16 protein-coding genes are annotated in these 21,148 nt (G+C 52.5%); all 16 read left to right on the top strand.

Features of this window, described 5'->3' with window-relative positions; genetic code table 11:
• Nucleotides 1-339: 339 nt before the first annotated feature.
• The 16 genes from QWU00_RS06610 (at nt 340) to QWU00_RS06535 (ending at nt 21,146) form a co-directional block, all read left to right on the top strand.
• On the top strand, nt 340-2,715 hold the full coding sequence (locus QWU00_RS06610; RefSeq protein WP_081939055.1) for a TonB-dependent receptor: 2,376 nt from the start codon (nt 340-342) through the stop codon (nt 2,713-2,715).
• 753 nt (nt 2,716-3,468) lie between these two features.
• Entirely contained in the window at nt 3,469-4,713 is a 1,245-nt protein-coding gene (locus QWU00_RS06605) for an MFS transporter (RefSeq protein WP_052051363.1), read from the top strand.
• A gap of 251 nt (nt 4,714-4,964) precedes the next feature.
• A complete protein-coding gene (locus QWU00_RS06600) occupies nt 4,965-5,321 on the top strand; it encodes a MarR family winged helix-turn-helix transcriptional regulator (RefSeq protein ID WP_231551694.1) in 357 nt (118 codons plus the stop codon).
• A gap of 105 nt (nt 5,322-5,426) precedes the next feature.
• A complete protein-coding gene (locus tag QWU00_RS06595; protein WP_052051362.1) occupies nt 5,427-6,569 on the top strand; it encodes an alpha-hydroxy acid oxidase in 1,143 nt (380 codons plus the stop codon).
• 48 nt (nt 6,570-6,617) lie between these two features.
• Nucleotides 6,618-8,111: an aldehyde dehydrogenase family protein gene (locus QWU00_RS06590; RefSeq protein ID WP_035380264.1), complete on the top strand. Its 1,494-nt coding sequence runs from the start codon at nt 6,618-6,620 to the stop codon at nt 8,109-8,111.
• 13 nt (nt 8,112-8,124) lie between these two features.
• Nucleotides 8,125-10,236, top strand: a complete 2,112-nt coding sequence (locus QWU00_RS06585) for a PQQ-dependent dehydrogenase, methanol/ethanol family (RefSeq protein ID WP_035380262.1) — start codon at nt 8,125-8,127, stop codon at nt 10,234-10,236.
• 193 nt (nt 10,237-10,429) lie between these two features.
• Nucleotides 10,430-12,814 carry a TonB-dependent receptor gene (locus QWU00_RS06580; protein WP_231873678.1) on the top strand — a complete coding sequence of 795 codons (2,385 nt, stop codon included), beginning with the start codon at nt 10,430-10,432 and terminating at the stop codon, nt 12,812-12,814.
• A gap of 181 nt (nt 12,815-12,995) precedes the next feature.
• Nucleotides 12,996-14,156 carry an acyl-CoA dehydrogenase family protein gene (locus QWU00_RS06575; protein WP_304651031.1) on the top strand — a complete coding sequence of 387 codons (1,161 nt, stop codon included), beginning with the start codon at nt 12,996-12,998 and terminating at the stop codon, nt 14,154-14,156.
• A gap of 58 nt (nt 14,157-14,214) precedes the next feature.
• On the top strand, nt 14,215-15,495 hold the full coding sequence (locus QWU00_RS06570; RefSeq protein ID WP_035380260.1) for an aromatic ring-hydroxylating oxygenase subunit alpha: 1,281 nt from the start codon (nt 14,215-14,217) through the stop codon (nt 15,493-15,495).
• Complete coding sequence (locus QWU00_RS06565; protein ID WP_035380258.1) at nt 15,492-15,971, top strand: aromatic-ring-hydroxylating dioxygenase subunit beta; 480 nt, start codon at nt 15,492-15,494, stop codon at nt 15,969-15,971. Before QWU00_RS06570 ends, QWU00_RS06565 begins: the two co-directional genes overlap by 4 nt.
• Nucleotides 15,968-16,702 (top strand): SDR family NAD(P)-dependent oxidoreductase, encoded by a 735-nt coding sequence (locus tag QWU00_RS06560; protein WP_035380256.1) that lies wholly within the window; start codon nt 15,968-15,970, stop codon nt 16,700-16,702. Before QWU00_RS06565 ends, QWU00_RS06560 begins: the two co-directional genes overlap by 4 nt.
• Nucleotides 16,699-17,655, top strand: coding sequence for a PDR/VanB family oxidoreductase (locus QWU00_RS06555; RefSeq protein ID WP_035380254.1), 957 nt, complete (start codon nt 16,699-16,701; stop codon nt 17,653-17,655). The genes QWU00_RS06560 and QWU00_RS06555 overlap by 4 nt, the downstream gene beginning before the upstream one ends.
• On the top strand, nt 17,655-18,629 hold the full coding sequence (locus QWU00_RS06550) for a ketopantoate reductase family protein (protein ID WP_035380252.1): 975 nt from the start codon (nt 17,655-17,657) through the stop codon (nt 18,627-18,629). The genes QWU00_RS06555 and QWU00_RS06550 overlap by 1 nt, the downstream gene beginning before the upstream one ends.
• Before the next feature lie 14 nt (nt 18,630-18,643).
• Nucleotides 18,644-19,402, top strand: coding sequence for a class II aldolase/adducin family protein (locus tag QWU00_RS06545; RefSeq protein ID WP_035380250.1), 759 nt, complete (start codon nt 18,644-18,646; stop codon nt 19,400-19,402).
• Nucleotides 19,399-19,881, top strand: a complete 483-nt coding sequence (locus tag QWU00_RS06540) for a flavin reductase family protein (protein ID WP_035380248.1) — start codon at nt 19,399-19,401, stop codon at nt 19,879-19,881. Before QWU00_RS06545 ends, QWU00_RS06540 begins: the two co-directional genes overlap by 4 nt.
• A 29-nt stretch (nt 19,882-19,910) precedes the next feature.
• On the top strand, nt 19,911-21,146 hold the full coding sequence (locus QWU00_RS06535) for an amidase (protein WP_035380246.1): 1,236 nt from the start codon (nt 19,911-19,913) through the stop codon (nt 21,144-21,146).
• Nucleotides 21,147-21,148 lie beyond the last annotated feature (2 nt).

Raw genomic sequence — 21,148 nt, 5'->3', positions numbered from 1 at the left:
CTGCACGCCCTATCGCGGTTTAAGGGCTAAATCGTGAGAACTTTGACTATAAAAGCTGTTTTCTTACTTCCATCAAGACGCATCCGGCATAAAGCCTCAGAATGAGTTATCGCTCCCCAGCGATCTCAAAATCAGCAACGCGCACGGACCTTCCTTTGTTGGGAAAATTAAATAAATATTTATAAATTATCAAAAAACGGGTAGATGTTAGATGCAATCAGGAGGAATTAAGAGTTAATCAATAGCAGCATATCAGATATGTTTATTACAATTATTGCGAATGATTGTCATTTCCAGTGTATAGGCACGACTTCCTAAGTTCTGCTGAAAGTTTGGTGAATGACCAAAAAAGTGTATCGGACGTATCTTACGCCGATGTCCGTTGCCAGTGCTCTGTTTCTTTCAGCTCAGGCATTAGCATCGACACCGCAAGAATCTCATGATGAAAAAAAACACCCAAAGCGTGAGAGCAAACGGCTGCGGACGGATGCACAGGGCGTAACCAATGTTGCGAGCGTCAATTCAGAAGACGAAGAGCGCCTGACGGTAACGGGTCATGGCTTTAACACCATGCACCAGTCTGTCGGGCTTTCGCGTATGCCGCAGGACGTGATGCATACGCCGCAAAACATCAACGTTGTTCCACAAGCGTTGATGCGTCAGCAGAACGTCAAATCATTGGATGAAGCCCTGCGTAACGTGCCGGGTGTTACAGCCTCCATTGGTGAAGGCGCGGGGGGCATGAACGGGGATCAGTTCCTTATTCGTGGCTTTCAGGCGCAGAATGATATTTATGAAGATGGTTTGAGAGACTTCGGGGTTTATTCCCGTGATTCTTTCAATTTTGATTCTGTGTCCGTCATTAAAGGGCCTTCATCAGAAGTTTTTGGAAATGGCACAACGGGTGGCGCCATTAATATGGTGACAAAAACACCCGGCTTGCAGAATCACTACTCCGCAGATTTTACGGGTGGATCAGGCAGCTATTATCGCGGGACGCTGGATATCAACCAGAAACTTGATAACGCAACAGCCTTCCGTCTTACCGGCATGGGCGATGAGCATAACGTTGTCGGCCGTGATTACATCTATTCCCATCGCTGGGGTATTGCGCCCTCCATTGCTTTCGGGCTTGGAAAACGGGCAACGCTGGTGTTGCAATATATGCACCAACAGGAAAATTCTGTTCCGGATTTCGGGGTGCCGGTTGTTACAAAGCCGGGAGCCTCTTATGGCCAACCCATTACAGAATATGGCATTCGCCGCACAAACTGGTACGGAACAAATAACGATCAGAATTCAACCAATGATAATATGGAAACGGCACGCTTCACCTATAAGGTGAACGACCATATTACGGTGTATGATGATCTGCGGGGCGGACAGTACTACCGTAATTTTGCAGCATCCAAAGCCACATGTGACACAACATGCGTCAATAATTATTTTAACGGCGATCCTGCGGCTGCTCTCGTCGCGCGGTCTGGCCCCAAGGGTGCCGGAAATGGCACTGGAGCAGGCACGTATATGGCCCCTCTACCGTATGAGCAGAGAAGCTGGTCCGTGCAGAATGTTGCGTCAATGGTTGCCAATTTCAATACCGGCTTTCTCCGGCATCAATTGGTGGCGGGTTTCGATATCGAACGTGTGAATGACGTGCGGTCTCAGTCAACGTATTTAAAAGCAAAACCTTACGCCAGTCTTGTTAACCCAAACCCGTATGTTGGTAATCTTGACCTTGTGCCGGGGGATTCCAACCCAGCTGGTTTGGTGACACTGGGTTCCCTGGGGGCTAAACCGCATAGCAGTGGGTATGGGTTTGATACAGGCCTGTTCCTGTTTGATCAGATCTGGTTGACAAAATGGCTTTCCGTCAAAGGCGGTTTCCGTTGGGATCGGTGGCAGACCAGTTACAATCTGACAGGCGGAAATATTGCCACCAATCCGGATAAGCATTTTCATGATGTAAGTGGCGTTTTCAATCCGAATGTCAGTCTTGTAGCGACACCAGATGAGCATCAGACTTATTATTTCACGTGGGCAAGCTCAACAACCCCGATGGGGATGTATGTTACCAACGGGTCTGTGCCCATCCGTCCGGGAACAAATTCTTTTGCGAGCCCGGAAAAAGCACAGCTCTATGAATTAGGTGCAAAATACAGCCTGTTTCATGATCGTATAGGCGCAACGGCATCCTTGTTCCGCCTTGATAAAGGGAATGCCATTAACGCAGATCCTGTAACGGGCGAGGTTCAGGGGTCATCAGACCGCCAGCGTAACCAGGGGTTGGAATTGTCTGTAGGCGGCATCATCCTGCCGGGCTGGAATGTAACGGCAACGTACGCGCTGTATGATAGTGATACGACTTACTCCGCCACAAAGGCCAATCGTGGTAAAAACGTTCAGTACGTTCCGCACAATCAGGCAACGTTGTGGTCAGTCTATAATGCGTTTGCAAATACGCCTTATAACATCGCGTTTGGTGGGGGGGTGACATGGCGGCAGCATGTCTGGCTAAATGCTGCCAATACCTTCCGGGCACCTGCCAACCTTGATTTCAGTGCAGTTATTTCTCACCGCTTTGACAAGCACTGGAAAATCTCCATGAACGGATACAATCTGGCAAATCGCCTGAATTATCAAAGCCTGTTTTCTAACCGCTCTACACCTTCAGCAGGAAGAATGTTCCTTGGTGAAGTTAGCTTCACGTACTAGGGCGTGTCGTCAGTTAAGCGCGAGCATTGTGGCGAAGAACCGTTCAATGATGTTTCGTTGTTTATAAAGAGAGAACAGGACTCTACGGGGATTGCGTCTGTTTCTTCTTGAAGGAGGAAACGGGGAATCTGCCATTCCTCAAGCTTTTCAATAAGCAAACCGGCGTCATAAGATTTGTCGGAGATGAAAACCTTGGGACCGACTTCATTGAGCAGTAGTCCTGTTTCAGTGATGTCGGCCCTTTGTTCGGGCGTCAGGGAAAGTGCCTCAATCTTTCCCGCAGCATTGACAATGGCGTAGATCGTCGTGGTCAGCCCGCCACGGGATCGCCCAATGGCCTGATCCCTCTCCCCTTTTTGAGGCCTCCAGCGCTGTGCTGAGGTGCACAGATAATCATGCTGTCGGTCATCATGTATGCATTGTCGCGATCGGCAGCCACATGCCGGCAAATCCGTTCAATAATGCGGCTTTCGTACCAATCACGCAACAGTCGGTGGACGTTCTTTATGGCGCTAACCCGAACAAGACGGTTGCAGCGAGAGGAATGGCAGAGAAGAGGCCGGTCGGGCATCTGTCGTAAGGGATTGCAATTTTATTTGCTTCTTCTGTATCGGCTGACTTAGTCATCCAACCAAATATTTATTTCGATTCTATCGAATTATATTTGCATATTCATGTGAAATATCATTTAGTATTGACCTGTAAAATATGGGGTGTTCCATGCGACATGCGCGGATAGGTCTACTGAGTGCCATGATCGGTAATATCGTGGAATGGTATGACTTTGCCCTTTACACCGCAGCGACGCCACTGGTGTTTGCGTCGCTCTTCTTCTCCTCAAACATTTCCGCATTTCAGAACCAGATCGAGGCCATAGGTCTGTTTGCCTCAGGTTTCATCGCGCGGCCCTTGGGAGGAATTTTTTTTGGGGCGTTGGGAGATCGGCACGGGCACATGGTGGCCCTTCGCTGGACTCTCTTTCTCATCGGGGGTGCTACGACTTTAATTGGCCTCCTGCCAACCTATGCCATGGTGGGAAGTCTGGCACCGATGCTGCTGCTTTTGCTCAGGCTGGTGCAGGGGGCCGCGGCAGGCGGTGAATGGGCGGGTAGCATTCTGGTTGTCGGTGGAATGCTGCCTGATGGTCCTCGTAAAATGGTGGCCCTTGCCCTGAGCCAATCAGGGGTCGCGATCGGTATGGTCCTGGGGACGGCGGCGCTCTGGCTGGTCTCTCATCTTTCGCCAGAAGATTTTTTGGTGTGGGGCTGGCGTGTGCCGTTTCTGGCAACGTTACCGACTGTCATCCTGGGTGTATGGTTGCGTAGTGCAATGACCGATCTCAAGACAACATCTTCCGCTAAGCGCACGTCTCGCTTTCCTGTCTGGGCGATCATGCGGGATTATCCAATACCGCTGGTTCGAGGAATTGGCCTGCGATTAGCGGAGAACGGAGGCGTTTATCTCATTACTGTATTTGGCTTGGCCTACGGTCATGAGAAGCATGTGCCTGATACATTATTACTTCTGGCTTTAATGATAGGCTTGCTGGCAGACGGGGTCTCCATGCCTGCTGCTGCATGGCTGGCTGCCCGGTGGGGGGCTGGCAGGACATATCTCTCAGGCATTCTGGCTTTAGCCCTTTTGATAGGACCGTTTTTTAAACTCATTGAGGCAGGGAGTGCGATCGCTGTTATAAGTGCGTTTGTGCTGCTGCTTGCGCTCGGCCATGCCCCGACAATTGCGGTTGAACCCTTTCTTCTGGAAAGATTGTTCCCGCGTGAGGTGCAATACAGCGGTGTAGCCCTTGCTCATGAGGTGGGGGCTATCTTGGCAGGCGGTCTTTCCCCGCTTGTTGCAGTTTTCCTGTATCACGCGGTGGGGAGCGTGCAGGCGGTTACAGTGTACGCTTTCGGACTGGTAATCTGTTCTGCCGCTGCGCTGTTCTTCCCTTGTTCACTCAGTCAAAAGTCTCTTTCCGCTGCTAGCGAGATGGGCTAGTTCTTCTGGCATGAAACCCGAGGGGAGCCGGCTGGTACCTGAGAATATGAGGAGCGCTGTCAGGTGCTTGCAATGACGCACTTTCACTATAGTCGCGTGATTTCGAGCTAGGGTCCGTTCAAGAGAGCTGAGGATGTATTTTGAGACGAGGCAAGATCTGGCGTCAGGCAAACCCGACAAATCCGGCTTTCACGCCTGAGACATCTCCTTTTTTTCACCTTTCACGTCTTACCGGCTTGTATCATCTCCGCATGGACGCGCATCTGAAGCCGATTGGGATGGATGTGCCGCGGTGGCGCGTGCTGAATATTTTATATGAGCATGAATGCGCCCCGATAAGCACCATCGCTGATTTTGCTGTGATCCGGATGCCCACAATGACCAAGCTGATTTACCGCATGGAAGGTGAGGGGCTGGTTTCGACACGTGTGTCAGCCAAGGATGGGCGTGTTACAGAAGTCAGTCTTACCGAGAAGGGGCACGCAGGCGTGGATCAGGTTCGGGTCAAGGCTGGACTGATTTTTGAACGTGCGTTTCATGACATTGAGGACGGTGAGATTGAGGCGTTCATGAAGATCATGAAGAAAGTTTATGATAATATCTACTGAACGACCCCACGTGGCGTAAGAAAAATAAGTTGAAATATCCACTATTGCGTTATAGCATCGAATCGGTTCTCAGATAACCTGCGAACCCGAGAGGATAGCGCGGGGGTGGACGTGATCGTTTCGGTTGACGACTTCCGGACGGCAGCGCGGCGGAGGGTTCCGCGCTGGTTATTTGATTACGTTGACGGTGGCTCATATGCAGAAGCGACGTTGCTTCGCAACCGCTCCTGTTTCAACGAGCATCCATTTCTGCCTCGTGTCCTGCGTCAGATTGCGCAGCCAGATACAACCACCACAGTGCTGGGGGTAAAGCACGCCTTCCCTCTCATTCTTTCCCCCGTAGGGATGGGAGGGATGCTGAGTGCGGCTGGGGAGGGCGCTGCTGCCCGTGCTGCGGCAGATGCTACTCTCTCAATGTGTGTGTCGCATTTTTCCATTGCCTCTATTGAAAATCTAGCCCGAACCGTAGATCCGGCGCGCCTGATGTTTCAACTCTACATCTTCCGTGATCGTGCAATTACGGCAGACATGGTGCGACGCGCATGGGACGCAGGGGTAAGGACGCTTGTTCTGACTGTTGATACACCTGTGACGCCTTTGCGGGAGCGAGACGCCCGTAATGGGTTTCGGCGACTGTCGCGTCTTTCTGGTCGGCAGATCTGTCAAATGGCGTTCAGGCCACGTTGGACGCTCGGTGTCGCGCAGAGGTCTGAGCGAGTGATTGGTAATCTTGTCCCCTATTCCATGGGGCGGACGCTATTTGAGCAGGCTGCGACCATTTCCCGCAGTCTTGATCCGGCTATCGGGTGGGCGGATGTGGCGTGGCTCCGTCAGCTTTGGAAGGGGCAATTCGTATTGAAAGGGATATTACATCCAGAAGATACGGAGCGGGCTGCCGGTATCGGTGCGGATGCGGTCATTCTGTCTAATCATGGCGGTCGGCAATTGGACGGAGCTGTTGCCGCTCTGGAAACGCTCGAAGCGAACGTGGCCACAGCGGCCGGGCGCCTTGAAATTCTTGTCGATGGCGGATTTCGTTACGGTAACGACATTATGAGGGCGCTCACGTTGGGTGCGCGGGCCGTTATGGTTGGTCGTCCCTGGGCGTATGCGCTTGCGGCGGGCGGTGAAAAGGGAGTGCGCGATCTGCTCACGTATTTTCACGAGGGCCTTCAATCAGGAATGTCTCTTCTGGGCGCAGACAGAATTCAGAACCTGCAAGAGGAAAATTATCAGGTTCCGGTTTAGTTTTCTGGATTGCGTTCTCCATGTTCTTTGATCAGAAAAGGAGTTTACATGGCTCTTACTGTCATCTTGCCAAAGGTTCTGGCATTTCTTGAAAAGCAGCATGGTCTTTATATTCAAGGGCAGTGGAAGGAATCATCTGGTTCGGACCGACTAACGGTTTTTGATCCTGCAACAGGTAATTCAGTCAGTTCCGTGCCCGATGCTTCATTGTTGGATGTCAATCAAGCTGTCCAATCTGCAAAGCAAAGCTTTGATAATGGGATTTGGCGTGGCCTGACACCATGTGCGCGTGAGCGGGTGCTGCTGCGATTAGCTGATCTGGTAGAGCGGGACGCAGAGATTCTTGCGCAGCTTGAAACACTTGAACAGGGTAAGTCCATTACCCTTTCTCGTATTCTTGAAGCAGGAGGTGCACAGAACTGGATACGGTATGTTGCTGGATTGAGTACAAAACTTGCCGGTAAAAGCATGGATGTTTCCATACCGTTGCCACCTGGTGCCCGTTATACATCCTTTACACGTAAAGAGCCTGTTGGTGTTGTGGCTGGGATTGTGCCATGGAATTTTCCGCTCCTCATCTCTGTATGGAAAATATTGCCAGCACTTGCAGCAGGCTGTTCGGTTGTCGCCAAACCGTCTGAAACAACACCCCTGACGCTGCTTTATCTTGCTCAGCTTGCGACGGAAGCCGGTGTGCCGGATGGTGTTTTTAATGTTGTGACGGGGAGAGGAACGGGTGCTGGTGAAGCGTTAGTGCGTCATCCCGATATTGCAAAAGTCAGTTTTACCGGTTCCACACCTGTCGGTAAACGAATTGCCGAAATCTGCGGTGCACGTCTGGCGCGTGTGTCTTTGGAGCTGGGTGGAAAAAATCCGGCGTTGGTCTTGGCAGATGCTGATGTCGATCAGGTTGTTTCTGGGCTTGCGTTAGCGGGATTTCTGAATCAGGGGCAGGTTTGCGCGGCGTGTTCGCGTGTGTATATCGAGGCCCCGCTGTTCGATAAAGTAGCAGCCGGACTTGCTGCAGCAATTGGTAGCATGCGCATTGGACCAGGGCTGGATGAGACAACACAGATTAATCCTGTTGTTTCAGCCGCCCATCAAGCAAAAATAAACGCCTACCAGCAGACGGCCCTTGAAAAGGGAGCTGAAATTGTATGGGGCCAAGATGTGCCGGAGAACGGGGGGTATTATGTGCGTCCAGCGCTTGTCCTTAACCCGAATGATGCTCTGCCGTTGGCGCGTGAGGAGGTCTTCGGACCGGTAATGACATTGACGCGTGTCCGTAATGCAGAAGAAGGCTTGGCCTATGCGAATGACAGCCGTTTTGGTCTTGCCGCAAGCGTCTGGACGACCGGCCTGCAAGCGGCCATTGATCTGCCTGCTCGTCTTCAGGCTGGAACTGTCTGGGTCAACAGCCATGTCATGATTGATCCTAATCTTCCTTTTGGAGGACTAAAGGATTCTGGTCTTGGTCGTGATTTTGGCACTGACTGGCTTGATGCCTTTACAGAAACCAAATCTATTTGCATCCGGTATTGAAAAGGACAGGGTAATGAATCTTCAATTTCGTTCCCTCCTTTTATGTGCGGCGTGCTTTATCGCTACAGTGGGCAAGGGGAATGCCGATGATATTTCCCCAGCCGACTGGCCGCAGCATGGACGTACGGCGGCAGAACAACGCTATAGTCCGCTCTCGCAAATCAATACAGAGAACGTAAAGCGGTTGGGCCTTGCCTGGTATGAAGATTTTGACACTTTGCGAGGGCAGGAGGGAACGCCGCTCATTATTGATGGCGTTATGTATCTAACGACCAACTGGAGCAAGGTCGAGGCATTGAACGCGGCTACCGGCGAACTGTTGTGGCGTTATGATCCCCGCGTGCCGGGCAACGTTGCTGTCCGGGGGTGCTGCGATACCGTCAATCGTGGGGCGGCTTACTGGAAAGGCAAGGTTTTTGTCGGCACGTTTGATGGTCGTCTTATCGCCCTGAATGCGAAAAGTGGTCATCTTGAATGGAGTGTGGACACAATTCCACATGACGCGTCATTGGGAAAAATTCGTTCCTATACGGTAGATGGTGCGCCCCGCGTAGCAAAAGGAACGGTCATTATCGGTAATGGAGGCGCCGAATTTGGCGCTCGTGGTTTTGTCTCGGGTTTTGATGCCGAGACAGGAAAACTGAAATGGCGTTTTTTTACCGTGCCAGCGCCTGATAATCGTCCAGACGGGGCCGCATCGGATGAGGTTTTGCAGAAGAAGGCGTATCGAACCTGGAGCCCTACGGGGGGGTGGACGGAATCAGGGGGAGGCGGAACAGTATGGGATTCCATAGTCTATGATCCTGAAACGGACCTTTTGTTTCTGGGGGTAGGAAATGGATCTCCATGGAACTATCAGGTTCGCTCAAAGGGGATAGGTAGCAACCTGTTTCTCGGAAGCATTGTCGCTATCAGGCCTGAAACAGGTGAATATGTATGGCACTTTCAAGAAACCCCAATGGACCAATGGGATTTCACGGCGTCACAACCGATCATGGTGCTGGACCTGATGTTAAATGGTCGTAAGCGGCATGTTTTGGCTCAGGCCCCAAAAAATGGTTTTTTCTATCTTCTGGATGCCCAAACAGGTGAATTTATTTCGGGCCATCCCTATACAGATGTGAACTGGTGCTATGGATTGGACCCCAAAACGGGTCGTCCGCAGATGGTGCCCGAGGCCTTATGGTCTCTGACAGGTGAGACGTGGCTTGGCGTACCCGGTTCTCTGGGCGGTCACAACTGGGCCCCTATGGCTTACAGCCCTCAAACGGGATATGTTTATATTCCTGCACAGCAATTGCCCGAGCCATTCAAATCCGAAAAAGGGTTTAGAATGGGGCGGATGGGGGTTAATCTCGGTATAGACATGGCCGGTCTGCCTGATGATCCGAAGGTGCTTGAAGAAGTCGGTAAAGGGGTTAAAGGCTGGCTGGAAGCATGGGACCCTGTGGCGGGGAAAGTGGCATTTCGGGTGCCACATACCACTCCCTGGAACGGTGGTGTGCTGGCAACTGGTGGTTCGCTTGTTTTCCAGGGGCTCGCAACGGGTGGTTTTGAAGCCTACGATGCTCGGAACGGACAGGCGCTTTACAATTTTGACGCCCATACAGGTATTGTTGCACCCCCTGTTACTTACGAGGTGAACGGTCGACAATATGTGGCGGTGGAAGTCGGGTGGGGCGGGGTGTTTCCTCTTATGGGGGGCGCTCTGGCACGATTGCACAATACAACCACAAATCATTCTCGGATGCTCGTATTTGCGTTGGACGGTAAAGCTGCTTTACCTGCAGAAATTCGGGACCAGCAGATACCTTTGAAATCTCGACAGTCTTTTGATCCTGATAAGGCCCAGAAAGGCTATGCTGTTTATCAGCGCTACTGTCTTGCATGTCACGGTGATAATGCTGTTGGGGGCGGCGTTCTGCCCGATCTACGTTGGTCTGGAGCACTGGAAGATAGTACGGCTTTTTACAGCGTGGTTGGTAACGGTGCTTTGACAAACTACGGCATGGTCGGGTTCGGAAAAGAGATATCTCACAAAGGCATAGAGCAAATAAGACAGTTCCTGATCTCACGTTCAGTTTCCTCTTCCAGTCATGAAGCAGGTACTACTAAAGATAAATAATTCCGAATCGAAACGATTATACTGGACATATCACTTTCATATTCACATAATATTTTTGTTCAGGGGGAGGTGGCCAGCAGCGTCAGATAGATGCAGCTCAGAACGTGCCGCACTATAACGTTGCTATACCGAACTAAAAACCTGACTGGAAATGCGCAATGAGTCCGGGAAATCAGGGAAGATAGATATGCGGATGAATCAGGTACGCATGCAGGCCAAGAGAGGAGTGCAGAGCCGAATTATGGCTTTTGGCAATCTCACTCTGTGGTCAGGCTGCTCAGCACTAGCGCTATCGTTGGTTATGGACAGTACAGCTTTTGCCGCTACGTCTACGGAGCAGGCAAAAAAAACCAATGAGGCACGATCTGTCACCAAGCAGGCTCCCTCAAAATCAAAAGGGCGGTCGCGCAAACTGTCTCATAGTACGGGATTGGAAGAGGTGACAGTCAATGCGCGTCGTCGTTCCGAGCGTATTGAGCGCACACCAATCTCGATGACAACAATGTCAGGTAAGCAATTTACGGAACGTGGTATCACTTCGGTCGATAAAATTCAGAATTTTGCGCCTAATATCTCGTTTGGTAATGTTGCTTCCAACTCTGGCGTTGCGAATGCCGCCGCCGTCTTTATCCGCGGGATCGGTCAGACAGATTTCTCGTTTGGTGTCGATCCTGGCGTTGGCATGTATGTTGACGGTGTATATGTCGGCAGCCCGGTGGGTGCAGTGCTGAACATGGTCGATATTTCCAATGTTTCTGTGTTGCGTGGCCCCCAGGGCACCTTGTTTGGTCGGAATACCATTGGTGGCGCTGTATCGGTTTCTTCTCTGACACCGAATGAACGTCTGTCTGGTATGGCAGATGTGAAATATGGGACTGCAAACCGTATTAACGCCCGAGCCTTTATCAATACGCCAATCGCCAAAAACCTGTATGCAAATTTTTCGGTCGGCAGTTTCATGCAGGATGGGTATGTGCATGCTCCCTATCAGAAAAATCAGCGGGAGTTAGGGAATCAGGATACGCGCGTGTTCAAGGGGGCGCTCCGCTGGCATCCGGTGGAAAAACTTGACATTGTTCTTCGGGGTGACTGGACGCGCGACCGCAGTAACGGTGCTCCTTTTGTGACAACGGGTGTCAATCCCAGCTCCACCGGCAGTATGATCGCGTTGAATAACAGTCTTGCAGGAGGTACATTGACAAACTGTACAGCCGCATCCTGTTATAATTCTCGATATTACAGCAAGAACACCAATTACGGAACTGGAAATACTTTTTCTAATCTGACAAGTTGGTCGACCTCTGCTACCATTGATTACAAGCTTTCAGATTATCTCGATTTCAAGTCAATTACGGCTTATCGCAAGAGCCTTGGTAAGTTTGCTCAAGATCGAGATGCTTCGCCAATTGGTATCAACTATGTTTATGATGACTATGTTGGTAAGCAGTTTTCTGAAGAATTCCAGGTCAATGGGAAAGCGCTGAAAAATCGGTTGCATTATTCTGCTGGGTTTTATTATTTCAACCAGTCTGGCGCAGACGTTAACCCGACACAGTTCTATATTCTTCACTTGAATAGTGGTGGCTTTTTCAAAGATATCAACTACGCTGGTTATGCTCAGGCGACCTATGCAGTCACTAAAAAACTTCATGTGACGGCAGGCGTTCGTTATACCGAAGACAATAAGACGTTCTCGCCTGATCAGTATTATACCTGGACGATCGGTGCCCCTATTATTTCCATTCCTCCCGGCACGCGGATTGTTCCATATAAAAACTACCACAATAATAATGCCCGTTGGACACCAATGGTGAACGTGTCCTATCAGATCAATGAAGAACTGATGGCTTACGCTACTTTCTCTCAGGGCTTTAAAGGTGGTGGCTTTACGCAACGTTTGACTAATATCACGAATGCCCCTCCCTCATTTCGTCCTGAAACAGTGACGTCTTTTGAAGGGGGACTGAAATTCTATGGGCTAAACCACAAATTGCGTGTCAGTGCATCAGGGTTCTATACTTTCTATGATGACGTGCAGTTGCTTGTGGCGGATGAGACTAACATCGGTCCCTATTACACCAATGCTGGCACGGCTCATATTCCCGGCTTTGAACTGGAAGCCCAGTACGCGATCGGTAATGGATGGAGCATCTATGGCTCTCTGGGCATGACAGACGCACACTATACCAAGCTCAGGGCATCTGTGCAGGGATTGTCTTTGGATAGTCGCTTTGTGCTTGTGTCAAAATGGACCGCCAATCTGGGTATGGCGAAGAGAATAGACCTGGGTGAATACGGTTCATTGACACCGCGCGTTGATGCAACGTACCGCTCGAAATACAACGCAAATCTCAATGCAATCATGTATCCGACGCTTATCCAGCCAAAATACATCACCGTAGCCTTAAGCGCCCGGTGGATGAGCGCTAATGAGCGGTATAACTTTATGGTTGGATTGGATAACGCGACAAACGAGAAATTTATGGCGTGGGGTAGCTATTCAGGTAGCTTCGGCAACTACCAGAAATCGTTTGATCGTGGCCGGCAGTGGTACTTTCAGGGTGGGGTGTCTTTCTGAGGACTTTATCTGAAATAAAAAACCACCCCATAATAGTTGAAAAGGAAACCAATATGGGGTAGTTTTGATCTTGTCGAGCCAGCTGGGGAGTCCGCCTTGAACAGGCTTCGGAGTTGGTTGGGTGAGGGTGTTGATCGAAACGACGGGGACACATGCGTGCCCTCGCAAATCGGCGGGTAAAATGAACATGCTGAAAGAAAACCCTTCTACCGCAGATCTGTTTTCTTCGGAAGGGTTTCTGGAGGAACTTCTTGTCACGATTCGGAATCGTGCCTTGGAATTCAGATCGTTACGGCGTATTCCCGATGATATTATTGTCGGTTTTCAAAAGGCTGGAGTCTACAGAGCTCTGGTGTGTCGGCAGTTTGGGGGAATGGAAGTGTCCCCCATGATGTTTCTGGAGTTGATTGAAAAAATCGCTCATGCCGATGCTTCTGCCGGATGGGTGGCCAGTTTCGGTGTATCCGCCACTTACCTTGCGGCGCTCCCTATACCTACGCTGGAAAAAATCTATCGGGACGGACCCGACGTCGTATTCGCAGGTGCGATCTTTCCACCGCAAAAAGCCAAGGTAAGTGCCGATGGTTTTCTGGTAAGTGGTCGTTGGCCCTATGCTAGCGGATGCCCCGGAGCGTCTCTTATCGGTGTCGGTATCGCTGTGGACGGCGAGAGCGGTGGACTGCCTCGTACCGCAGTAATGCCGGCTTCAGCAGTGCATATTGATCCAACCTGGAATACAATTGGTCTTGCTGGTACCGGCAGCCATGATGTTGTTGTGGAAGATGTATTCGTGCCGGAAGACTGGACATTCATCCGGGGTGGCAAGCCGAATATCGAGGCACCGATTTATGATTATCCTTCACTTGGGTTAGCAGCTCAGGTTCTCACTGTGGTGGGGTTGGGTTGCGCCTCGCGCGCTTTGGATGAAGTGCGGGAAATGGCGGAGCGAAGACGCTCCATTACGGGAGCCCCGACCATGGCTGATAGGCCCTATGTGCAGGCTGTGGTGGGTGAGGTCGAAGCAAAACTGGCCTCTGCTCGCGCATTTTTTTACGACACAACAGTGCGTACATGGTCTCTTCTGACTCAAGGAGATGTCGTTTCTGAGGAAGATGCCAATCGGGTTCGTTTGGCTGCGACGCATGTTGCGCAGGAAGCCTTTGAGGTTGCCCGTATGTGCTTCACCCTTGGCGGTATTGCTGCGGTGCAGACGGACCACATTCTTGGGCGCTGTTTTCAGGATTGTGCCGTGGTGGCACAGCACGCCTTTATGGCGCGTGGAAATTATGAAGCTGCAGGCCGTGTATCCCTCGGCCGTGGGGGGCGCCCCGGTTACCCGTGAGAGCGCACATTCTTGAGGCTTACGCTCTGAATTGAATACTGGATTGAGGAGACGACATATGCAGGATCTTCCAGACCCTAGAAGTCTCGTGAATACGGACTATGCTGACGGGTCAATTTACAGCAACCCTGAGCTGTATGACATGGAAATGGACCGTATTTTCATGCATAACTGGATCTGGGTTGCACATCGTAGTGACTTGCCTGAGCCGGGGAACTTCATCACGACCTTTGTCGGGCCGCATCCCGTTATTGTTTCGCGGGACCGCAAAGGGGATGTGCATGTGATGCTCAACCGCTGCCGCCACCGGGGTGCAACAGTGTGCGAACGCAAAAGTGGCACTGGTGCAAGCTTTGTCTGCCCTTATCATGGGTGGGCGTACGGTCTTGATGGTGCGTTGCGGGGTGTGCCTTACCAGGAAGGATATTCCGGACAACTGGATAAGAAGAAATATCCGCTCGTATCATTGCGTGTCGAAGAATATAACGGGCTGATCTTCGCGGCATTTGATAAAAGCATCATGTCTTTGGATGCGTGGCTGGGACGCGCCAAGCCGTGGATCGATCTGTTTATGAAGCAGGGTGCTGGTTGGCCCGTCAAGACGATGGGTGAACACAAGTTCACCTTTCCGGGGAACTGGAAGATTCAGCTTGAAAATACGACAGATGCTTATCACTTCCCGATAGTTCATAAATCATTCCTGGATTCCGTGGACGAGGAAACACAGAATACGTTCGATTTTGTCGGTGGTAAGGGGTTTGTGGAAGATCTCGGTCATGGTCATTCTGTGATGGTGATGATCCCGGAACTTGTGGATCTTGACGAAAATCTTGATGCCGCTATTCCCGAAAGGTTCCTTGAACTGGCGGAAGAGTTGTCAAAGGATTACCCGCCAGAGAAAGTGCGTCAGATTGTTCGGGCTGTTGGTGGTACAGGCTTTAACCTCAACCTGTTTCCAAACCTGGCGTGCTCCATGGCTTTTTTCCGTGTGCTGCGCCCGTTGAGTGTGAACGAGACGGAAATCCGTCATATTGCGATTGGTATGGATGGCGGTCCGGAAAGTGCGAACGAAGCCCGTTTGCGTTTGCACGAGCATTTTCAGGGGCCGATGGGTTTTGGAACGCCTGACGATGCAGAGGCGTGGGACCGTGTGCAGCGTGGCTCTCTGGCCGGGCGTGACATTGCCATCCTTCTCAATCGTGGTCTGGGGCATGAAGCGAAACGTGAGGATGGCAATCTGTTCAGCGACGTGAGTGCGGAGACCGGCATGCGGGCTGCTTACCGGCAATGGCTTGCGGCAATGACGGATGAGATGGCTGCGGCGGAGACAGGCGTATGACAATCACGCTGAACGAAGCGATCGAACTGATTACGCTTGAAGCTGATATGCTCGATCACAGTGAATTCCGTGAGTGGTTAAAACTGTACACGGCAGATAGCCTCTACGCGGTGCCAATAGATCCCGACGCGAAAGTGGAAGACCTCGGGAAAATACTCAATTATGCCTATGATAATGCAGAAATGCGTGAGAAGCGCGTTGAACGTCTTCTTGGTGGCCGGTCCATTTCTGCTGCGCCACCTGCCCGAACAGTCCGGCTGTTGTCCCGTTATCGCATGCTGGAAACCGGAACGGAAAGCTGCACATTGCGCTGTGCCCAGCTTCTGACAGAATTGCGGCAGGGTAGAGAGCGCTATTATGCAGCGGATGTCACGTTTCGTTTAAAAAGAACGGAAGATGGGCTCCGGATTAACCAGAAAATTGTACGGTTGCTAACGTCGACTGAAGCTCTGACTGCTGTGAGTTATATCCTGTGAAACCGGTTGCACTCGTTACAGGTGGTGGCAAAGGGCTAGGGGCTGCCATTGCTGGACATCTCGTCACGGAAGGCTATCGCGTTGTGGTCGGTGACATTGATCTTGTAGCAGCCGAGGCGACAGCAGAGACACTTGGAGAGGCAGCTTTTGCCGTGCAGGTAGATGTGTCTAGCGAAGTCTCTGTTGAGGGCATGCTGGATGCTGCGGAACAGGTATTTGGGCTGCCCTGGCTGCTCGTCAACAATGCTGCCGTAATGAAGGCAGAGAAGGTTCTCGATATCGAGATTGAGACGTTCGACACTGTGCTGGCAGTGAATCTGCGTGGGACTTTTCTTGGGTGCCAGCGTTTTGCGCGACGTCTTAGGGCGAAGGAAGCCGGGGGGCGTATTGTCAATATCGGGTCCTTGGCAGGTGAAAACGGGGGCACGGCGACAGGAGCGCATTATGCGGCCTCCAAGGGCGGCGTGCATACGTTGACCAAGGTTTTCGCGCGGGATCTGGCGCCACATGACATTACGGTCAATGCCGTGGCACCAGGGCCGCTTGATCTGCCATCGGTCGCCGAGACGATTGGTGCAGAAAATGCGGCGCGCGTGATGGCCAATCTGCCTACCGGGCAGGCGGGAAATCCGCTGACGGTGGCCCGCATGGTTGCAGAACTGGCGCGTGCCGATGCGGGCTCCATTACCGGTTCCATCATCGACATTAACAGTGGGCTGTACATGCGATGAATGCAAACGCCGAAACTGCAGATACGATTGACGTCAGAGTGGCTGCTGCGGAGCGTCTTGGGGAGGTTCTGTCCTTTGATCTTGTGCCACTGCAGGGTGTTTTGCCGTCATGGGAAGCGGGCGCGCACGTGGACCTGTTTCTGGGTGATGGCTTGATCCGGCAGTATTCACTGTGCGGTGATCCCGGCGACTGCTCCTGCTATCGTCTGGCCGTTCTCCGTGATCCGGCATCCCGTGGGGGGTCTCAGGCGGTACATGATCTTGTCCGGGTGGGTGAGGTCATGAAAATTGGCGCACCGCGCAATCTTTTTCCGCTGGATAAGAAAGCAGAACATTCGGTTCTGATTGGCGGCGGCATTGGCGTTACCCCGCTGATTGCCATGGCCTACGAACTGTATGACAAGGGACAGTCTTTTACGCTGCACTACGTGGCGCGTGACCCGGTCTTTACGACGCTCCTGCAACAGGCTCCTTTTGCGCAGGCCGTGAAGGTGCATGATCGCGGGTGCCCAGACGCGCCACGTTTCGATCCGGCCAGTGTGCTGGCGGGGTGTTTGAAGCCGACGACGCGTGTTTATACCTGCGGTCCCCTCGGGTTGATGGAGGCTGTTTTTGAAGCCGGTCTTGCTGTTGGCTATACGGAAAATCAGCTTCATCGGGAGGCTTTTTCGGCCCAGCCTGTTGCTGGTGGAAGCGCGTTTGAAGTTCTGGCAGCGAAATCTGGCGTGCGGGTTCAAGTAGGGCCAGATGACACTATTGCCGGGGTGCTGGGGAAAGCGGGTGTGAAAGTCACATTGAGCTGCGAGCAGGGTATTTGCGGCACCTGCGTGGTTAATGTGCTGGAAGGCGAGCCGGACCATCGTGACGAGTATCTGACTGAAGACGAACAGACAGACCAGATTGCCCTCTGCTGTTCACGGTCCCATTCCCCTTTGCTGGTGGTTGATATCTGATGGTGGATGCCCCGAAAATCTGTGTTGCAGGGATTGGGGCGCTTGGTGGCACATTTACAGCCATGTTGGCTCATAGCGGTGCCAACGTATCTGTTGTGGCGCGCGGTGCTACATTGCAGGCTATTCGGGCGCGAGGGCTGGAGTTGCAGGGGCCTGCAAGCACGTTTTGCACTCCTGTTGCGGCGGCAGAGCGGGCACCGGACACCCGGCAGGATCTGCTGGTGCTGGCAGTCAAGGCGCATCAGCTTGCAACACTGGTGCCCCTTGTAAAGGCAACTGTGGACGCAGGCACACCTGTTCTTCCCATTGTTAATGGCATTCCATGGTGGATGACAGTGGATGGTCCCTTTGAGTCCGCTCATGAAACGGTCGATCCAGGAAGTGTGCTGACGGCTGCTTTTCCCACCGCGCAGGTGATTGGGTGTGTAGCCTATGCTTTCGCCTCAATGCCCTTGCCTGCTGTTGTCAGGTCAGACCGTCAGCCGAAGCTTGTGCTGGGGCGCGCTGCGCAGCAAGGTTGCGTGGATGCTGGTTTGGCACAAATTGAAAACATACTGTCCACAGCGGGTATTGCCGTGGAACTGAGTGCGGATATCCGGCAGCCCATATGGACGAAACTGGCCTTCAATCTGGCGACCAATCCACTATCCGTCCTGTGTGAGGCTACGCTGGAAAAAATGGGAACGGCGGAAGACAGTCGCGCCGTTATCTCTGATGTGCTCGCGGAAGTACGTGCCGTTGGCGCAGCTTGCGGCCTTACTGGTTTGCCGCCCACCTCTGCGCTTTTGGATGTCATTGCAAGTGCTGGCCCACACGAGACGTCCATGTTGCAGGATTTTCGTGCTGGCCGTCTGCTGGAACTGGATGCGATGGGGGAGGCGGTAACAAGCCTTGCTGGGGCGTATGGGGTGCCCACACCGACAATCAACACGCTTGTCAGGCTAACGCGGTTTAAGGGCGCGCAATGCCGATAGGGAGACATTCGTACATGACAACGGATACACAGAAAGAAGAGTGGCAGCTTCGGGTCCGGCTGGCCGAGTGCTATCACCTTATTAGTTATTTCGGCTGGACCGAGATGATTTTCAACCATATTTCTCTCCGCCTGTCGGGGGAGCCGCGTCGGTATCTCGTTAATGCGTTCGGCCTGAATTACGACGAGATCTCACCAGAGAACCTGCTGGTTGTGAATGCAGATGGCAAGCTCGTGGGCGACACGGAAGGCAAGCCCAACCCCGCGGGCTTCGCACTTCACGGTGCTATTCATTCCGCGCGGGATGACATTCATTGCATCATCCACACGCACACCAGCGAAGTCAGCGCGGTAGCCATGAAGCAGACAGGCTTCAGTTACGACAATTTTTACGGTGCACAGTTGTTTGGCAGGGTCGGGTACCACGCGTTTGAAGGTATCACCCTGTATGAAGAAGAGCGTCCACGCATGCTGGAAAGCCTTGGCGACAAGCATGTACTGGTTTTGCGCAACCATGGTGTGGCGGTTGGAGAAAGCGATGTTGCTCGTGCTTTCTTTCTCCTCTGGACCGTGCAGCGTGCAGCAGAAATACAGTGTCATGCCGGCATGCTTCCCGGGCCTGACGTCCCGCTTTCCGACACCATCCGCGCATCCTGTGCCAAAGATGCCGCCTGGGTTCTGTCCAGCACGTCTGCTGCCGACAAGATGTTCGATGCAGCCGTGCGGAAGATGCGCAAGGACGTGGGACCCTTATGGCATGGAGACAATGCATGACATCCTTGACGTCCGATCAGTTTCGACGCGCAATGTCTCATTTCGCTACCGGTGTGGCCGTCGTGACGGCGCGGGGAGAGGAAGGCGAGCAGGGCGCGACGATCAGTGCGCTGAGTTCTGTCTCTCTTGACCCGCTTATGCTTCTCATCTGCCTGAATCGTAGAAGTTCCACCTGCCGGGCTATTGAGCATAGTGGGCGCTTTGGTGTGAGTATTCTCCGGCAATCACAGGAAGCCGTTGCCATGCATTTTGCGGGTCCTGCCAAGGACAAGCAGTTTGATGATTATTGCATACGCCAAGAGGACGGATTGTTCTTCGTGTGTGATGCGCTCGTGCAGATCGGTGTCGAGGTGGTCGAAACCCTGCGTGGTGGCACACATGAGATCTTTCTCGCACGTCCTGTACATGTGGCAATGAATTCTGACAGCGAAGTAGGCCCCTTGCTGTATTACCGGGGTGCCTTTGATCTAGCATCCTGAAGTGCGCTGCATAGCCGAAAGGTAAAACAATGAGCGAGACACGGGCCGCCATGGCCTCGAAAATCCTGAATGGTATCGAAAAATATGAACCACAGGTAAAAGCTTTTACAAGTTATGATCCCGTACGCATACGGCAGGATGCTGATATGGCCTCTCCGGGGCCTCTTCTTGGAATGAGTGTCGGGGTCAAGGATATCATCGACACCGTTCACTATCCCACCAGTCATGGATCGCCGATCTATGCAGGCTATCACTCGCTGTCTGATGCGGCGTGTGTCACGCAACTCAAGACGGCGGGTGCAGTCTGTGTTGGCAAGACCGTGACGACGGAGTTTGCCTTCTTTTCGCCGGGACCAACGGTTAATCCTTACGATGTGGCACGTACGCCCGGAGGGTCCTCCAGCGGGTCTGCGGCGGCAGTGGCGGTTGGTATGGTTGACATCGGCCTGGCATCGCAGACGGCAGCCTCGCTCACACGGCCAGCTTCCTACTGTGGCATTGTGGGCTTCAAGCCCAGCTATGGCCGGTATGCTGCCGCGGGCATCAAGAGCCTCGCCCCATCCTTCGATACGCTCGGCACGATGACGCGCGATGTTGCTACGGCGGCTCTGGCAGATGGTGTTCTTAAGGGGCCGACGGCTGTACCAAGCACCTTCAAGCCCCGACGGCCTTCCAGTATTGGGATATGCCGAACCCCACATTGGGATGCGGCCGAAGAGGCCACACAAAAAGCTATTGAAAAGGCTGGCGTACTTTTTAGCGAAGAAGTTCAGGTCACCTATATTGATCTGGAGGATTTTGCCGAAGCAGCAGATTTGCATATCACGATCATGAGTTATGAAGCGGCGCAAGCGCTCGGTTGGGAATATGCGGACCGTCGGCCACTGCTAAGCTCCCAGATAGTCGGCTTGCTTGAAGCCGGAAAGCAGATTGACTACGCAACATATCGTGCCGCTCTTGCCAGGGCCGAGGAACTTCGTTGTCTTATGGCGGATATTTTCGCCAATTATGATGTACTTGTTGCACCGGCAGCACCGGGCGAAGCGCCTTTGGCGGAAAGTGGTACAGGTAGCCCGCTTTTTAGCCGGTTGTGGACGCTCTTGCGCCTGCCGACCGTAACGCTACCGGGATTAACCAGTTCAAGCGGCCTTCCGGTCGGTGTGCAGCTTCTGTCCGCATATGGGACGGATGAAGATTTGCTGAATTGGGCCGGTTGGGCAGAGACGATCCTTCCGCCGCGTCCTCTTCCTTCGATGTGTATATGATA

It is taken from the genome of Acetobacter tropicalis (genome assembly GCF_030644465.1).
Classification (GTDB): Bacteria; Pseudomonadota; Alphaproteobacteria; order Acetobacterales; family Acetobacteraceae; genus Acetobacter; species Acetobacter tropicalis.
The sequence above is the reverse complement of the archived record's forward strand: the minus strand, read 5'-3'. Positions and strand labels throughout refer to the sequence as shown.